A 16,333-nucleotide genomic window follows, 5' to 3' on the forward strand; every position below is an offset into this window, starting at 1 on the left:
GCCGGGAAATCTCCCGGCGGGCGCTGCTGTGTTCAGAGGAACGTTATTTTTCTTGCCTTACTTTGCGGCATCCACCAGCACACCAACGTAGCCGGCAGTATCCACCAGCGTGGCACCGGAAACGGCGTCCACAGCCTTTTCATCTTTGCTCAGAGCCTCGGCGTCGGCAATGCTCATGCCGTTCACGTGGTTCTGGATGGCGTCGTAGTTGGCATCCAGCGAAACGGTGGAACCAGCCTTTTCGGCCATCATCTTGCTGTAGTAATCGGCGTTGACCCGCTTGGACATCAGCACCTTGCCCTCGGCGTAGCCTGCGCCGAAGTCAGAATCGGAGTTGGGCACACCGACGACCCCGGCGTCCGAACCGGCAAACTGGAACTCGTCAATGTAGCTCAGCACGATGGTGTCCCCGGCGGTGGCGACAGCGCCGGAGGTGAAGCACTTGGTGCCGTGTGCGGCCCCATAGACCACATTCAGCTTCAGGTCCTCGGAGCTGCCGTTGAACTCCACGGCCTGCGTGGTCTGGGCGTTTTTGGCGGCATCCACGATGGCAGAGAGATAACCGGCGGTATCCACCAGCGTTGCGCCGGAGACGGCGTCCACAGCCTCGGCACCCTTGGCGGCCACATCCTCCAGCTCGGAGATGGTCTTGCCGACGGCAAAGTTCTGGATGGCGTCGAAGTTTGCATCCAGAGCGACCGTGGAGCCGCCCTTTTCAGCCATCATCTTGCTGTAATAATCGGCGTTGGCCCGCTTGGACATCAGCACCTTGCCCTCGGCGTAGCCTGCGGCAAAGTCGGAGTCGGAGTTGGGCACGGCGGTCACGCCTGCATCGGTGCTGGCGAACTGGAAATCGTCGAGGTAGGCGGCGAGGATGACGTCATCCTTCACCACAGCCACCGCTTCGGTGAAGCACTTGGTGCCGTGGGCGGCAGCATAGGCCTGACCGATCTGGATGCCGCCTTCCACCGGGACGATGGCGGTGGGCTCAGCGGGGGCTGCGGCAGCAGAGTCGGCGGGGGTTTCTTCGGCCAGCTCCACACCCAGTGCGGCGGCAACGGCCTTCCGGACGGCCTTGGTGGTCACCGTGGCACCGGCAACGCCGTCGATGGCGGGGCCGTTGGCGGCCACGACCTGCTTGGACAGCTCTTCCAGTGCAGCGCCGCCGATGCTCTCGGTCTCCTGTGCGCCTTCCAGCTTGCAGTCGGTAACGGTGCCGTTGGCATCCACGGTCAGGGTGGCGGTGACAGCACCGCCAAAGCCTTCGGCAGAGCCGGTCTTAGTCACACCGGCAGCGGTGGAGCTGCTGCTGCCGCCGCAGGCGGCCAGAGAGACGCCAACAACGAGGCTCATGGCCACGGCAGCGCTCAGTTTGCGGATGATCTCCTGTTTCATGGGTCTTTCCTCCAGAGAAAAATCGGTTTGTGTTCGGCCCCCAGAAAAGGTCATACCTTTTCAAGGATGTTTACAAAAGATAACATATTTTGTGAGGTGCTGTCAAGAGATTTTGTCACATACTTCGTGAAGAATGATAAATTGGTGTCAATTGTGACGCTGACGATATACGAAGCGAACGGACGGTCTACGCTGTTAGTAATTCCTGAATGGAAACCAAGCAAGCAGTTTTGCCACTTTCAGCCCCAGTTAGTACTTCAATATTACTATGTTTTGGAAATCGGCACAACCATATAACCGTCCTTGATGAAACTATTTTTGTTTCATCGATGACATTGTACCAGCAAGCAGTGCAGACGTATATACATCTGCTTATTTTGCGTTGCAAAACGCTGTTGGGGAATGCCCCAAGCCCCTTTAATCTGCATTTTCCAATGCAGGCTGCGCATCCCTTCGGGACGCTTTTTACCCGGTGATGTGCTCTGGGTCGTTCAAAACTTGCATGAGGTGAGAAGCGGCTTCTGCAAGAGAATCGTACTTCATCTGTTCAGGAACAGGCGCATCCAGAAGCGAAACGCCCCACACCTGCATACAGTCCGCAAGTTCTTTCTGTGCCTGCAATGCCGCCACCTTACGCACATCCGGGGTGGTTTCTGTATCCAGAACGTAGGCTGCGGAGTATTTTCCGTTGCGATCTTCCGTCAACTGCACCATGGAGTAGTGCTCATCCCAAAAGTGACAGAAGCGAACCCTGCCACCGATGTTCTCCATTTCGATACACAGTTCTTCTTCGCTGCTCCATTGTGGAGTCTCGGACAAAATGCAATTCAGTTCCGAAAGAGCCGGCCGTTCTTCATCCGATAACTTCCTATGCAGGCATTCACGTTTGAGATCGTTCTGCCAATACGGACTCAGCTTTCCATTCCGGGCATCTTCCATTGCTTCTTCGATATTGGGTAGGATTGTCATGTCGTTCACCTCAAATACTCCCTATTAGTGTTATATGCACGCTTATAGTGTTGATTATAGACTATTTGAGGGCAAAAAGAAAGAGCGTCAGCACGTTTGCTGGCGTTCTTTGACATAGGTGTTATTTTGTAATATAGGGAATGTTGTCGGTGTATGCATTCAGAATGTCAATGGCAGCTTTCTTCTGCCCCGGTGTGAGCTGGCTCAGCTTTCTGCTCAGTTCGTCATCTGCCACATGGGATGCGGATGGAACGGAATCCCGGATCAGCACATCAGCAGATACGTCCAACACCTCTACGATTCGGATAAAGGTTTCCAGTTTGGGGATTTTTACTCCGCGCTCTAAATCTCCAACATAATTTGCTGACAAATCGACCCGTTCTGCAAACTGTTCAATCGTCCAGCCTTTTTCCTTGCGCTGCTCTCGTATTCGTTGACCCAAAAGCGTATTCATAGAGACCTCACACTCTAATTGTGTTTGTTGCACACCAATAGCATACCTGTCGCAATTTTTGTTATACACAATCCAATAGCGTTTGTTCAACGCCAGTTGGACGCTTTTGGAACGAAAAATTTTTGTGCGTATCTTTGGTCAAAAAAGCAATGGTCTTTTGGGACGGTACATGGTACAATAGCAAACGTTGTGCCCCTTGGCACATGAACGAAGGTAAAAGGAGCTGCTGAACGTGGATACGATCTATCTGCTGCCCGGTGAGGAACGCTGCGTTGATTTTCGAGATGCCAATGGAGTCCCGAAGGTACACTACACTTACTGTTCCATCCGTGGCAAACTTTTCAACTGCACCTGCTGCACAAAGGACGAAGCCCAGCGGCTGTGTGAAGATTGGCTTATAAAACAGGACCGCTGCTACATAAACTAAAAAAGCCGCCGAGGACGCTTCCCAAGTAGGAAAGCACCTCGGCGGTATTCGTTTATCGAGTCTGGGTTTTCTCGGCGGGGTCCTTTTCCTCTGCAAAAAAGCGTTCTACGTTTTTCTGCGCACGAACCAGTTCTTGCATCTCGTTCCGTGCCTTGCGGTAGTCCGGGTAAGCGGCTTTCTTCTTGGTCAGCAGTTCTGAGAACTCCGCATCCAACTCCTTGACCTTCGGCAGCTTTTGCAATCCTGCCTCGTCAAAGACAGCCTTCGCCGCCTTGTGCAGGGTGATCTCCTCCCGGTGAGCTTCCAAAAACTTTTTACTGTACCCCGACTTGCGATAGGCATCATAGACCGGGCGAGTCTTGGCATAGTTGATAATGTGGGTTTTCAGGACGGCGATTTCGGCCAACCTCGTTTCCGCCGCCTTGATGGAATCGCCCATGGCATGATACCGTTCCGTTGCCGCCGCTGCACGTTCCCGCAGTTCCTCGGCGCTGCCGATTTTCTGCTCCTGTAAAAATAGCAGCGTCTTGGACATCTCCTTCAGGTTGAATTTGGTTGCCCACTTTTTGTAGCCAACGCTTTTACCCTCTGCCATTTTCCCCTGAATGTCCACCAGCAACTGGAAGGGCTGCTCTTTGGGCTGCTTTTTCTGGTACGGCTGGTGCTTCGCCTTTCCCTCCAGCACCGCCTTGATTTCATCCTCACTGTACCCGTTGCCCAGCGTTCGGAACCGAATAAAGCGTTTCTGCCCCTTGCCCTTCACCGCTGTATGCTTGTCACGCTTCACCTCGTAGCCCTGCTGCTCCAGCTTTTGCAAAAATGCTTCGTAGTCCCCCGGCTTTTCTGCAAGGATGGTGTCGATGATTCCGCACAGGCGGTCACGGTTGCTCTCCTTAGGCGGGTAGACGATGCGCTTCTGCCGTTCCCGGTAGGGCTTCTTTTCAATGACGGACAACTGGTGTTCTAAGCAAATCAGGTCGCTCAACCGCTGCACTGCCAACGCCGAAAAGAAAAAATCCCGGAACTTTCTGCTGCCATCCAGTGCTGTAGAGTTGAAAATCACATGGTTGTGGATGTGCTGCCGGTCCGTGTGCGTTGCCACTACAAAGGCGTACTTGCCCTTGGTAAAGCGCATGGCCAGTTCGTAGCCCACCTTGTTAGCCTCCTCTGCGGTGATTTCCCCCGGACGGAAGGACTGCCGTATCTGATAAGCGATTACATCACTTTTCTGCCTGCGTCCGTTTACGAGATCGTACTGCCGCTTGGTAAGCATAAATTCTTCATCTGCTGTCAGGGCGCTGCAAGCATAGCTGCTGACAAACTGCCCCTGCTCGGTCTTGTCCGGGTTTTCAATATAGTCCGTGCGATTTTTCAGACAGGCCGCAACGGTCATGCCCTTGTTTTTGTGCAGCGCAATCAACCGTGTTGCTGCCAGCATCATCACCCCCTATTGCAAAGAAAAAATGCCGCCCGGAGGCGGCATTGAGATCATTTGGATATTTTTTCGTAATCGGCAGCACCCGCCAGATACATTGCCTTGTATCTGGCGCATTCCAACTCGTTGCAGATCTCATCTAAGGCGAGATATTGCTTCCACGCTTCTTTGCTGATAACGCTCTGCAAGGCTTCCTCAGCTGCTCTTTTGGCTTTTTTCAGTCGCAGATACTCTTCATCCTCACCCAGCATCTCAGAAAAAATCGTGCTGTTGTGTTCAAAATAACAATCCTCTATCCTCTGTTTGCTCATAGCATCCCTCACAGTTCTGCAAGCCACTCACTGAAACGCCCGATGCCCTCGGTGATGGCAGTTGCACCGAAAAAGAGGATGAAGCAGATGAACTCGGCCACCAGCAGGATGAAGAACTGGTTCCAAGTCTGACGGTAAGCAGTGTAGATGCCGCAGCCGAAGATGTAGAGCATCAGCGGAGCAACCACATAGCTGGACAGGGTTAGCAGCCACCTTGCCATCAGAGCTAGAAACGCCACAAAGAGAGAAATCGGGAAAAGAACAATTTTCTTCAGCATAGACATCATATCAAGCACTTCCTTTCTGTTCGCCCTTATTATAAAGGTATCGACTACTACGTTGCAAGGATGTCAAGCATTATATGTACACCCGCAGTCCTCCAACTGCGGGAATTTTTATAGCTCTGCTAGCTTGGAAAGAATTTGCTTGCCAATGTCGATCAGTTCATCCAGACGCTGCCGCAGATCTTCCATGTCGGCGGCGTAGACCTTGCCGCACTCGTTGGCACGCTTGGCGTACTGATTCAGATTGTTGCTGCACATCTGCAAGAGATATGCCATGCGTTGCAGTTCTTTCAAGTCGAGGTGCAGGCAATAGCCGTCCAGTGCCATCTTGCGGATATAGGCACTCAGGCTTCGGATGCCCATGCTGAACATCTTTTCATAGATGCGGTTCTTTTCTGTTTTGGTCAGGCGCAGGATGATGATTTCATCCCGCTTCTCTTTCATCGTGCATCACTATCCTTATCATAGTAGCTGCGGAACGGTTTGACAGGCTCCGGCTGATTGGTCTTTTCCACCAGTGCAGCCAGCACAGACGGACGAGTTGCGGGTGCTTCGGTTTCCTCGGATTCTTCGGGAACATCCTGTGAGGAACTGCGGTCACGGTCGATGTTCAGCAAGGCGTTCAATTCAGCAAGGCGGGCAGACTTTTCGGCCAGTTCTTCCTCCTGTGCAAAGGGCTTTGCCACTTCGACCTCTGCGGCCTGCTTCTGCTGTTCAAGGTTTTGCAGAGCATTTTCAGCGTCTGCAATTCGGTCAGCGAAATTGTCGATGGCATTGTCCAGACGAGTGATATTGCCGCGCGCATCATCGCCCAGCGATACCGGATAGCTCAACTCTGCCCGGAGAACGGCTTGATGCTCATTCTTGAAGCTGTCGAATCGAATGTTCAGTTCAAAGCCACGGTAGGTGCCCAGCAGCATCATATCGGCATTGGGCATCTCCTGCCGAGCCAGCAGCAGCCGTTCGCCCGCAGCCTTTTTGTCATCGTACACCATGCCCTTGATGGTCATGCCGCAGAAGTTTTCTTTGTCCTGCGGGTGTGCTGCTGCAATCTGTGAATCCTGCTGCAAAGCAGCAATGCGGGTTTTCTGTTTCTGGATTTCTTCTGGGAATGTTTTGAGCAGCTTATCTTCCAGACGATATTTCTGATTCTGGAAGTCACCGCGCAGAACTTTCAATTTTGCCACCTGCACGTCCAAATCCATCTTTTCCCGGATACGAGGGTCGCCTGCACACAGAGCCTTGATTTCTGCGTAAGATAAAGCCTGTTCGTCAATATCATCGCAAGATCGCATAGGCGATTTGCTCGTCATGATCTGCGAGATAAACTTCTGTTTATTCTCAAGGGTCTGATCGGGTAAGAGGATGGCATTACTGCCAGCCCCTCCCCTAAGAACCGTACGTGAGAGTTTCCCCTCATACGGCTCAAGCCTTTCAGAAAGTTCCCGTTAGGGAACCCGGCGCAACAAAACAAGCATCGTTTTTGTGCAATACGGTATGGCATTCGGGATGCACCATTTCCAGCCATGGTGACTTTCCATGTCGGAACACCTTGTGAACCTTGAAACCTGTGTCAGAAGTTATCGGTTCTCCACACACAGGGCAGCAGCGGTGCTGATTTCTCCATACTTTCAAGAGCTTTTCGCGTCCGTTGGTGCTGTTCAGCGTTTTCTCACCATCACGCTCTTCATAATAACCATTCCACCGCGCATCGAACGGATTTGCTTCGGCAACGATTTTCTTAAAGCAGATGATTTTGGTGTCCGTTGCATATTCGAGGGCAAAATAGGAAAGCTCTTTGTTTTTCTTCTTGGAGCGTTCTTCTGCGGCAAAAGTCCAGTTCCGAGAGCCGATGCAGTGCCAATATTTTTTGGCAATCCACCGTCTGCTCTTTTTCTTGTGCCTGCGCTTTGCCCATTGCCAGAGACAATTATAAATCTGATAGTCGATTTTGCTGAATGCTTCAGCGGATACAACAAATCGCTGGTTATTGACCCAGCCACGGATAATCGGGTTGAGCTGGCGAATCAGGGAATCCTGCTTTGCCGATTTGTTACTCTTGACGATTTCGCGCACCTCTTTCAGCAGAGAACTGACTGATTGCTTCGAGGGTTTGATAAGGAGTTTTCCGTTGTATTTTCGGATATTCTTGCCCAAGAAGTCAAATCCATCTTCGATGTGGGTGATAACCGTCTTTTCTTCGGACAACTGCAATCCACGTTCAGCCATAAACTCTCTAATAATAGGAAGGACTTCTTCGCGCAGAAATTCCGGGCTTTCTCCGGTTACGATAAAGTCGTCAGCATAGCGCACGAAGTTCATCTTATTAAAGTGAGTCTTTCCATTGAAGTGCTGTCTGGTCGGCAGTCGTTCTTTTAAGAGCCGTTCCAGCCCATCCAGTGTCATATTCATCAGAGTGGGCGAGATAGCCCCGCCCTGCGGCGTACCTTCTTCGGTGGGGAACAGCCGTTTCATATCGACAAATCCACACTTTAGCCATTTCTGTAAAACCTGTGTGTCCATCGGAATGTTTTCCATGAGCCATTCGTGGCTGATATGGTCGAAGCATCCCTTGATGTCACCTTCAAGAATCCATTCGGGTGATTTTCCTTTGTTCAGGTCGGTAAAGCACTGCTCGATTGCATCGTGCGTACTTCTACCGATTCGGAATCCATAGGAGTTCGGGTCACCGTAGGTTTCAGCAAGCGGTTCCAGTGCAAACTTGTACAAAGTCTGCATGGCTCGGTCTGTCATTGTCGGAATACTCAATGGCCGCAGTTTGCCGTTTTTCTTCGGAATATAAACACGTTTCAGAGGCTGAGGACGGTATCCTCGCCGTTTCAGTTTATTGATTGCCTTGAATTTTGCCTCTGGGGTCAGCCACAGTTCATGGTCAACCCCAGCCGTATTTTTACCACGATTGCTTGTTACTCGCTTCACAGCTAAGGCTTTGGCGTAAAACGAGTGAGTTAACAGCCATTGCAGCGTTTTCACTTTGCTGTAATGACCTTCTTGTTGAGCCTTTACGATACGCATTTGCAGCTTTTTAACATAAGCGCGAGCCTTGTTCCAGTCGATGCTGGCCCAATCTTCCGCTTTGCAAGTCGGTGCACACGATTTCTCGTTCATTTGCAATTCCTCCTTTTTGAAAAGTTCTGTAAATTCTCTCGTAAAGAAAGACCATAGATGGAAGTCTGCCTGCTTTCGCATGAGGTGATGTTACAACCTCTATCCATCCCCATTACAGGGTCGGCATTCGCTTTTTCCATCGTTCTTCTACCCGCATTTCATAAAGTCTCCTTACGGTTTCCGTCCGATTGCTCGGAGAAATACGGGCTTACCACGTTCCGCTTATTCAACAGTATGGGTTAGGTCTCACTTCTCCGCCGGCAGCTTTGTGTCCATGTATTCCCACTATACAGGGGAATAACCAGCTGCATTACCATTTTGGTTCAGGCTTGTCAGCAACTTTAGCCTGTTCGGCCTTAACGACGTTTATCAGTGATTCACATTACATTAACCATACCATACAAGTCAGGCTCCCCAACCGCATTGTTGCTTGCAGCTTATCGCTTTCACCTCGCAGTTTCAGCTTGAACCCTTTCGGGTGGGGCTACCCTTGTCCTGTCACGCTTCCTCACAGCCGTTACCAGCCGCTTTGTTGACAGTAGACTACTGCTAATGGAATAACAGGTCCGGTCATTGCCAGACAGTTGAATTAAGCGACTTCGTGTCGCACGAACAGGTAGACCTCATCAATGGTCAGCGAGATGACCTCGCCATCCATGTTGGTGCGAACAAGAATCACCGGGCCGGTCAGGTAGTGCTTTCCGCCCATCTTCAGCGCCTGCGCCGGGTTGTAGCAGAGCAGCAGCGAGGTGTTGGGAAGGTTCAGGCAGGCATCATCCTCCTCAAAGCAGGGCAGGATGCCGGGAGCCTCGTCCAGCGTGATGATGGTCAGCTCCATATCCGGGGCAATGGCAGCGAGATAGACTTCACCAGGCTTTTTTCTGCCGTTCAGAATCGTGTAGATGCGAGTATCAATGGTGACTTTCTCGGAACGGATGTGAGTGGTAGTAAAGTTCATAGACGTTTCCTCCAAAATTTTTGCAAAAATAAAAGACCCGGAACTGGGTCTTTTGGTTCAGTCTGCGATCAGCGCGCTTCTTCCTGCTTCTTCTGTTTTGCCTGTTGCTTTTTTAGTTGCCACTGGTCGAGCAGCTTGATGATGATGCTTTCCATCTGCCGGGGCGTGTAATTGCGTGGAAAGTATTTCCGCAGGGTTTCGTTTTTGATGGTCACGGTGTCTAGTTCGCTTTTCTTTTCCTCATTCATAATGTTGTAGACTGCATCATAGTCAAACTCACCCTGCTGCGCCAGCTTTTTTATCCGAATGGCTTGTGAAAGAGATGGCGCGTTCTGGGAAGCATCCATTGCTTCTAAAAAATCCTGTTGCTGTTTTTCGTCCAGATAGGACAGTTCTACCGCAGGGTTAAAAGAGATTTTTTTCTCGTCCACCATGTCGAGCAATTCAGGGACAAGGTTCGTCAGGCGCACAAAACGCTGGACTTGATTGCGACTTTCGCCTGAATCTTTTGCTACTTTTTCATCGGCTCTCAACTTTGTCCCAACTTGGGACGAAGTTAAATCTGACCTAGCACCTTGATTTTTTATTGCATCCAGCTTCATCTTGTACGCAAATGCCCGCTCGCTGGGCAGGATGTGTTCTCTCTGCAAATTGGAATCGACCATCAATATCGTGGCGGCATCATCCTCCATATTTCGCACAATGACAGGCACGGTGTCCAGATTTGCAAGCTCTGCGGCGTGTTTCCGACGGTGCCCGGAGATGATTTCATAGCCACCCTCCGGGCGTGGGCGGGCGATCAGCGGAGACAACACGCCGTACTGCTCTACGCTTTCCACCGTGCGCTGCATGGACTCATCATCCAAAACCTTAAAGGGGTGGTTCTTAAAAGGGAACAGCTCCCCGATGGGGATTTGCTGAACCTGTTCCCGCTGCTGTTCCTGTCGGGATTCTTCGGTGGAGAAGATGTCATCTGCCCCTTTCAGCGACACGTTTAAGCTGTTTTTCGGCATTCGCCATCACCTCCCTAGTCAGAGATTTATAGGCTTCTGCCACCTTGCCTTTGGGGTCATGCTGGTAGATGCTCTTGCCTACGGCACTGATCTCCGCAGCACGGACAGACCGGGGAATGGTCTGGTCGAACACTTTGATCTTGCTGCCGTAAGCACCCCGAATCAGATTGTCGATCTGCTGCCCATAGTTGGTGCGGCTGTCGGTCATGGTGAGCAGGATGCCCTCGATTTTCAGTTTGGGGTTGATCTGCCGTCGGACCTTCTGCACGGTCTGCAAAAGCTGTTCCAGGCCCTTTGCAGACAGGTACTGCGCCTGTACGGGAATCAGGGTGGTGTCTGCCGCTGCCAGTGCATTCACGGTCAGCATCCCAAGGGAAGGGGTGCAGTCCAACAGAATGAAATCGTATTCATGCTTTGCACCTTCCAACACCTGTTTGAGCATCTTTTCCCGGTTCAGGCAATTGACAAGGGAAACTTCCAGCCCTGCCAGTTCGATGTTTGCCGGAATCAGATCAACGCCCTCTGCATGGTGCAGGATGCCTTCACCGGGCGGAATACTCTGATCGTTCATGGCTTTTGCCATCAAGGTGGAAAGGGTCGTGGGCAGTTCATCGGGCTGCTGCCAACCCATGCTGATGGTCAAGCTGCCCTGTGGGTCAGCGTCCACCAACAGGACTTTTTTGCCCTCCATCGCCAGCCCGATGCCCAGATTTTCACAGGTGGTGGTTTTGCCGGTACCGCCTTTCTGGTTGACGATGGCAATCGTGGCTGCTTTCTTTGAAATTCTCATCACCTCCGATTCGCTAAGTCGTGGTTGGTTTGGTTCTGGTAGGAAAGCTGCATGGTGGTGGGTGCGTTGTACAGAGAAGCCAGCAGGTATTGTTTCATGTTACGGATCGGATTGCTGTTCTCTGCAAGGCACTTCAGCACAAAGCGGATATGGTCGGCGTTCAGCTTCATAAAGCGGCTGCGTACCACCTCGGCGGGCTTATCGTCCCCGGCAATATGCAGCAGCTTGCGGTTGGTGGCGCAGGTGTCCACCAGCAAATCTACGATTTGGTAGATGGTGTCCTCATCGTCCGGGCAGAGCCGGAGCAGAAGGTCTATCTCCAAAGACTGAGAAAAATATTCTTCCAGTTGGGTGCGTTTGCTCATCCCATCCGCTTCTTCAGAATAGAATGAATCAGTCTCACTCATTTCAGTATCATTCTCTTTAGTCTTATTACATCGTGATTTTGAAGGGTCTTGACTTGCGTTTTTGAAGCCTCCAGAATCGTGAAAATCACGATTCTGGAATATTGATTTTGACGATTCTGCTGAAAAGTTCTTCACATACACCAAACTTGGCTTTCCCAGACCTCTGCGTTTTCGTTCAATCAGACCAAACTTTTCGAGTTCCCGGAGCAGCTTGGTCGCTTTGTTGTCTGCGCAACACAACGCCCTCTTGACATCCTCTATCGTGAAGATAATGAACACTCGGTTCTGCTCATCCAGCCAGCCGTTTTTCACGGACAGGCTCATGCGGTCCAGCAGGATACCGTACAGGGTCTTGGCATCGGTTGACAGGCTCTGGAACCGTGGCTCCTGAAACAGAGCCTTTGGAATGCGGTAGAAGGAGAACGGCTCTCCGGCTTGTCCGTAAAAGTAGTCAAGGGTCATGTGGCTTTTTCAACGTTTTGCTCCAGCTTGTGTTCAAAAAATCGACCGCCTTTCGTTTGAAAATAAAAAGCGCACTCTTTTCTTATTGAAAAGTGGTGCGCTATGTAATATAATGGCTGTATAATTTAGCTATCCAAAAGATAGTCGATGAGATATTCTTTCGGAATCATGAAAGATCGTCCGACTTTCAGGCAGCGAATTCTATGTTGATGGATTCTTCTGATGATGGCAGTCTGGCTTTTGAAACCGAGTAAAGTTGTTGCTTCTTCGACAGACAGCACATCAGGATAGTTCACAAATAATTTTTCATAATACTCTTTTGCTTGATTTTGATTCATTATCCTTGACTTTCCTTTCGTTTTGTGCCTAAGCAGAGGAGCGTTTTGCCCTGCATCCCTCCTGAACATCCCTCCAATTTCCATTTGGGCGGTCCAAACCGAAAAAACAGAGTAGAGGAAAAACGCATCGAAAAATCGTGGATATTTCAAATTATTATTCGTTGAGGCGTGAATTTTGCCTTTGCACAGTGGGAACCAGATATCACTAGATATCACTGGATGACACCAGATGGAAGATGCGGATAAAAACTCAAAATCCCTTGTGCTAATAACACGTGTGGGTTCGACCCCCACCACCGGCATTGAAAAGTAGCTTAGAATCGTAAGATTTTAGGCTGTTTTCTTCATATAGAAAACCACAAGCTATGCTTGTGGAAGAATAGAGCCGTAGCGTTGAAACGGTAGAAAAAGAACCTCCTTTTGCTATAATTAGAAGCGGGTAACGCCAACCGCATACTAAAGCAAAAGGAGGTTCATCCATATGGACGAGAAAAGTTTATCACATACGAGCTGGAATTGCAAACCTAAAATACAAATACGGAAGGAGAGTGTTCTGGGCGAAAGGATATTACGTAAATACAGTAGGTGGAAATGAAACCAAGATCCGCAAATACATTCAGGAACAAGAGTTCAACGATCAGATGTGCGACCAGTTGAGCTTCAAGGAATACGAAGATCCATTCAAGAATGTAGCTGACTTCGATGACGACGATTCGCCAGAAGTGCCTGCAGATAGTATGAGAAAGTAAAAGCGACGTCAGTGTGCGGTTGACATCGCTCATTGTGCGCCTTTAGGCGCGGCTGGTATTATGGCCCCTATGGGGCCGTTCTGCAAACCCCGCGTTTTCACGCGGGGTTATGATATCCTGTGTTATAATGAAAGCAGAAAATGCTGCGAGGTGACATTTATGCCTTTGAACGATCCCATTACCCCGGCCCTTCTGGCCGACCCAGAAATTTTTCAGCAGAACCGCCTGCCTTTCCATGCCCATTTTGCGGACCAGACAAGCCCGGAAATGCCCTTGACTGTCAGCTTGGACGGCAAATGGGCTTTCCGCTATGCGGAGAACCTGACTGCACCCTTTACGGATTGGGATACCCTGACTGTGCCCGGCTTCATCCAGATGCAGAGCCTGCAAAAGCCCGGCCATCCCTATGGCACGCCCCATTATGTCAACACCCAGTACCCGTGGGACGGCCACGAAAAGCTGCACCCCGGCGAGATTCCGCAGGACTATAACCCCATCGGGGAGTATCAGCGCAATTTTACCCTGCCGGAAAACTGGGCAAGCTGCTACCTGCGCCTGAACGGTGCCGACAGTGCCGCCGCCGTCTGGTGCAACGGCGTTTACATCGGCTACACCGAGGATACCTTTACCCCGGCGGAATTTGATATGACCGCCGCTGTCCATCCCGGCGAAAATACCCTGACCGTGCAGGTGTACCGCTTTTCCTCCGGCAGCTGGCTGGAAGATCAGGATTTCTGGCGCATGAGCGGCTTATTCCGCTCGGTGGAGCTGTTTACGAAGCCTGAACTGCATCTGGAAGATGCCTTTGTGAAGCAGGAGTTTGCCCCGGACTTTTCCAGCGCTACTGTCACCTTTGATTGCAGGGTCAGCGGCGCGGGCACCATCTCGGTGGTGTTTGACGGGCAGCAGCAGTCTGCTGAGGTGGGCGAGCCTGCCGAGTACGACAGCGGCGTGGTGTTCGGCAAGGGCGAGGCTGACCCGGACGTGGAAGAGGACGTGCAGGATGTCTCCTTCACCTTTACGGTGGAGCATCCCGCTCTGTGGAGCGCCGAGCAGCCGAACCTGTACGAGGCAGAAATTGCCCTGCTGCGCGAGGGTGATTTGGCAGAGCGCACCAGCCTGAAAGTCGGTCTGCGCAAATTTGAACTGAAGGATCGCCAGATGCTTTTGAACGGCAAGCGCATCGTGTTCAAGGGCGTCAACCGCCACGAGTGGAGCTGCCGCACCGGCCGCACCGTTAGCCGGGAAGAGATGCTGTGGGACGTGAAAAACCTGAAAGCCCACAACGTGAACGCCGTGCGCACCAGCCACTACCCGGACGACCCGTATTTTTTGCAGCTCTGCGATGAATACGGCCTGTATGTCATCGGGGAGACCAATCTGGAGACCCACGGCACATGGCAGAAGCTGGGCGCAGATGGCTCGGACGAGTGGACCCTGCCCGGTGCCCGCCCGGAGTGGCGGGAGAATGTGCTGGCCCGTGCCGAAGCCATGCTGGAGCGGGACAAAAATCATCCTGCCATCCTGATTTGGTCTTGCGGCAACGAGAGCTACGGCGGCAAGACCCTGTGGGAGATGAGCGAATATTTCCGCCGCACCGACCCCAGCCGCCTTGTGCACTATGAGGGCATTTTCTGGAACCGGGAATACCCCGCCACCTCCGATATGGAAAGCCAGATGTACACCCCGGTGGCAGATATCAAAAAGTTTCTGGCAGAGCACCCGGAAAAGCCTTTTATTATGTGTGAGTACAGCCACGCTATGGGTAACTCCAACGGCGGCATTACCGACTACACCGAGTATGCCTACGAAGAGCCGCTGTATCAGGGCGGGTTTATCTGGGAGTACATGGACCACGGCATCGCGGTGACTGACCCGGATGGCAAGCCCGGCTTTGCCTACGGCGGTGACTTTGGCGACCGCCCCACCGACCGGGAATTCTGCGTGGACGGCCTTGTGCTGCCCGACCGCCGCAACACCCCCAAAATGGACGCAGTCAAGGCGGCCTACGCACCCCTGAAGATCACCCTGACCGACACCGAAGCCGTCATCGAGAACCGGAACCTCTTTACCGACCTGAACGCCTATGACCTTGTGTTTGCGTCCTCGGTCAACGGCAAACCGGAACGCCGTGCGGTGCTGCGGGCAGACTGCAAGCCGGGTGAGACGGTGCACATCGCGTTCCCGTTTGCTCTGCCGGAAGCAGGGCTTGCCTGCATGACTGTTGCCGCTGTGCAGCGGGCTGTGCTGCCCGGCATCCCGGCGGGCTATGAAGCCGCTTTTGGGCAGGTATGGCACAACCACGTCGCCGCCCAGCTGACCCTGCCCGCTCCGCAGCTGGTAGAGATGGACTGCAACATCGGCGTAAAGGGCAAAGGCTTCGAGTATATTTTCGGCCGCGGCAAGGGGCTTGTGTCCATCCGGTATAATGGTGTGCAGCTGCTGGATGATACCGTGCGCCCCAACTTCTGGCGTGCTCCCACCAACAACGACGAGGGCTGCGCAGAACCTTTTGCATTTGCCTTCTGGAAAACCGCCGGACTGTATGCCCGCTGTGATCACCTGACCGCCGAAACCAGGGGAGAATTTGTCACAGTTCGTGCCGTCTACACCCTGCCGGACGGGCAGACGCTGCCCATTGATTTTGCCATCGACTGCGCAGGCCGCTGCGACATCACCATGACATGGCAGGGCGAAAGGGCAGAAGTACCGGAGTTCGGGTTGCTCTTCCCGCTGCGCCGGGAGCTGACCGAGGTCTCCTATCAGGGTCTTGGCCCCCGGGAGACCACCGCCGACCGCACCGCAGGCGGCAAGATGGGGGTGTGGAACTACAATGTCCGGCAGGATTTTGCCCAGAACAGCCCGGTCTACCCGCAGGAATGCGGCAGCCGCACCGGCGTGTACCGCGCAGCGCTCACCGGCCGGGATACTGAGGTGCCCGGCATCCGCTTTGCCAGCGATGACGGTATGACCTTCTCGGCCCTGCCCTACACGCCCCATGAGCTGGAAAATGCCCGCCATCTCTACGAACTGCCCCGCGATGACAATAAGACCATCGTGCGCTGCGCTGCCTTCCAGCGCGGCGTGGGCGGCGACAACAGCTGGGGCGCAAAGCCCCATGCGGATGCCTGCTTTGCGGTGGAGAAGGGCATGACGTTCTCGTTCTCCATCCAAAAGCAGAATGGATAATTTATAAAGACCAGAGTGGAGGC

At 52.3% G+C, this 16,333-nt stretch carries 17 protein-coding genes; 3 read left to right on the plus strand and 14 right to left on the minus strand.

The features are described 5' to 3' along the window. Positions 1-57 precede the first annotated feature (57 nt). The 3 genes from J3351_RS09365 to J3351_RS09375 all read right to left on the minus strand — a co-directional run bounded on the left by J3351_RS09365 (position 58) and on the right by J3351_RS09375 (position 2,818). Complete coding sequence (locus J3351_RS09365; protein WP_156070467.1) at positions 58-1,395, minus strand: FMN-binding protein; 1,338 nt, start codon at positions 1,393-1,395, stop codon at positions 58-60. 465 nt (positions 1,396-1,860) lie between these two features. Next, positions 1,861-2,373, minus strand: a complete 513-nt coding sequence (locus J3351_RS09370; protein WP_156070466.1) for a hypothetical protein — start codon at positions 2,371-2,373, stop codon at positions 1,861-1,863. 112 nt (positions 2,374-2,485) lie between these two features. Then, a complete protein-coding gene (locus tag J3351_RS09375; protein WP_005921759.1) occupies positions 2,486-2,818 on the minus strand; it encodes a helix-turn-helix domain-containing protein in 333 nt (110 codons plus the stop codon). A gap of 232 nt (positions 2,819-3,050) precedes the next feature. Here J3351_RS09375 and J3351_RS09380 point away from each other — a divergent pair, with 232 nt between their 5' ends. Further along, on the plus strand, positions 3,051-3,245 hold the full coding sequence (locus J3351_RS09380; RefSeq protein WP_044959886.1) for a DUF3873 family protein: 195 nt from the start codon (positions 3,051-3,053) through the stop codon (positions 3,243-3,245). A gap of 52 nt (positions 3,246-3,297) precedes the next feature. On the opposite strand, the gene J3351_RS09385 is transcribed toward J3351_RS09380, so the two are convergent. From J3351_RS09385 to J3351_RS14315, 11 genes are all read right to left on the minus strand, one after another. Continuing rightward, complete coding sequence (locus J3351_RS09385) at positions 3,298-4,680, minus strand: relaxase/mobilization nuclease domain-containing protein (protein ID WP_207697622.1); 1,383 nt, start codon at positions 4,678-4,680, stop codon at positions 3,298-3,300. Positions 4,681-4,733: 53 nt separating this feature from the next. Then, a complete protein-coding gene (locus tag J3351_RS09390) occupies positions 4,734-4,991 on the minus strand; it encodes a hypothetical protein (RefSeq protein ID WP_113993230.1) in 258 nt (85 codons plus the stop codon). A gap of 8 nt (positions 4,992-4,999) precedes the next feature. Further along, complete coding sequence (locus J3351_RS09395) at positions 5,000-5,278, minus strand: hypothetical protein (RefSeq protein ID WP_055187087.1); 279 nt, start codon at positions 5,276-5,278, stop codon at positions 5,000-5,002. 108 nt (positions 5,279-5,386) lie between these two features. Continuing rightward, the gene (mobC, locus tag J3351_RS09400) at positions 5,387-5,719 is read right to left on the minus strand and encodes a plasmid mobilization relaxosome protein MobC (RefSeq protein ID WP_207697591.1); all 333 of its coding nucleotides are present in this window, start codon (positions 5,717-5,719) and stop codon (positions 5,387-5,389) included. Continuing rightward, positions 5,716-6,570 carry a hypothetical protein gene (locus J3351_RS09405; protein WP_227622980.1) on the minus strand — a complete coding sequence of 285 codons (855 nt, stop codon included), beginning with the start codon at positions 6,568-6,570 and terminating at the stop codon, positions 5,716-5,718. Before J3351_RS09405 ends, mobC begins: the two co-directional genes overlap by 4 nt. 139 nt (positions 6,571-6,709) lie before the next feature. Beyond that, entirely contained in the window at positions 6,710-8,404 is a 1,695-nt protein-coding gene (gene ltrA / locus J3351_RS09410; protein WP_207697592.1) for a group II intron reverse transcriptase/maturase, read from the minus strand. A 589-nt stretch (positions 8,405-8,993) separates the two neighbouring features. Next, the gene (locus J3351_RS09415; protein ID WP_207697593.1) at positions 8,994-9,362 is read right to left on the minus strand and encodes a hypothetical protein; all 369 of its coding nucleotides are present in this window, start codon (positions 9,360-9,362) and stop codon (positions 8,994-8,996) included. A 68-nt stretch (positions 9,363-9,430) separates the two neighbouring features. Continuing rightward, complete coding sequence (locus J3351_RS09420) at positions 9,431-10,375, minus strand: ParB/RepB/Spo0J family partition protein (protein WP_207697594.1); 945 nt, start codon at positions 10,373-10,375, stop codon at positions 9,431-9,433. Beyond that, complete coding sequence (locus J3351_RS09425; protein ID WP_207697595.1) at positions 10,332-11,165, minus strand: ParA family protein; 834 nt, start codon at positions 11,163-11,165, stop codon at positions 10,332-10,334. Before J3351_RS09425 ends, J3351_RS09420 begins: the two co-directional genes overlap by 44 nt. Beyond that, a complete protein-coding gene (locus J3351_RS09430) occupies positions 11,165-12,034 on the minus strand; it encodes a DUF6017 domain-containing protein (protein WP_207697596.1) in 870 nt (289 codons plus the stop codon). Before J3351_RS09430 ends, J3351_RS09425 begins: the two co-directional genes overlap by 1 nt. A 125-nt stretch (positions 12,035-12,159) precedes the next feature. Continuing rightward, entirely contained in the window at positions 12,160-12,588 is a 429-nt protein-coding gene (locus J3351_RS14315; protein WP_207697597.1) for a helix-turn-helix domain-containing protein, read from the minus strand. A 263-nt stretch (positions 12,589-12,851) separates the two neighbouring features. Between J3351_RS14315 and J3351_RS09440 the strand changes: the two genes are divergently transcribed. Both J3351_RS09440 and J3351_RS09445 read left to right on the plus strand, forming a co-directional pair. Further along, on the plus strand, positions 12,852-13,121 hold the full coding sequence (locus J3351_RS09440; protein ID WP_263286040.1) for a transposase: 270 nt from the start codon (positions 12,852-12,854) through the stop codon (positions 13,119-13,121). Positions 13,122-13,280: 159 nt separating this feature from the next. Beyond that, positions 13,281-16,310, plus strand: a complete 3,030-nt coding sequence (locus J3351_RS09445) for a glycoside hydrolase family 2 TIM barrel-domain containing protein (protein ID WP_156060499.1) — start codon at positions 13,281-13,283, stop codon at positions 16,308-16,310. The last annotated feature ends 23 nt before the right edge of the window (positions 16,311-16,333 follow it).

The organism is Faecalibacterium sp. Marseille-Q0746 (assembly GCF_017377595.1).
Classification (GTDB): Bacteria; Bacillota; Clostridia; order Oscillospirales; family Ruminococcaceae; genus Faecalibacterium; species Faecalibacterium duncaniae.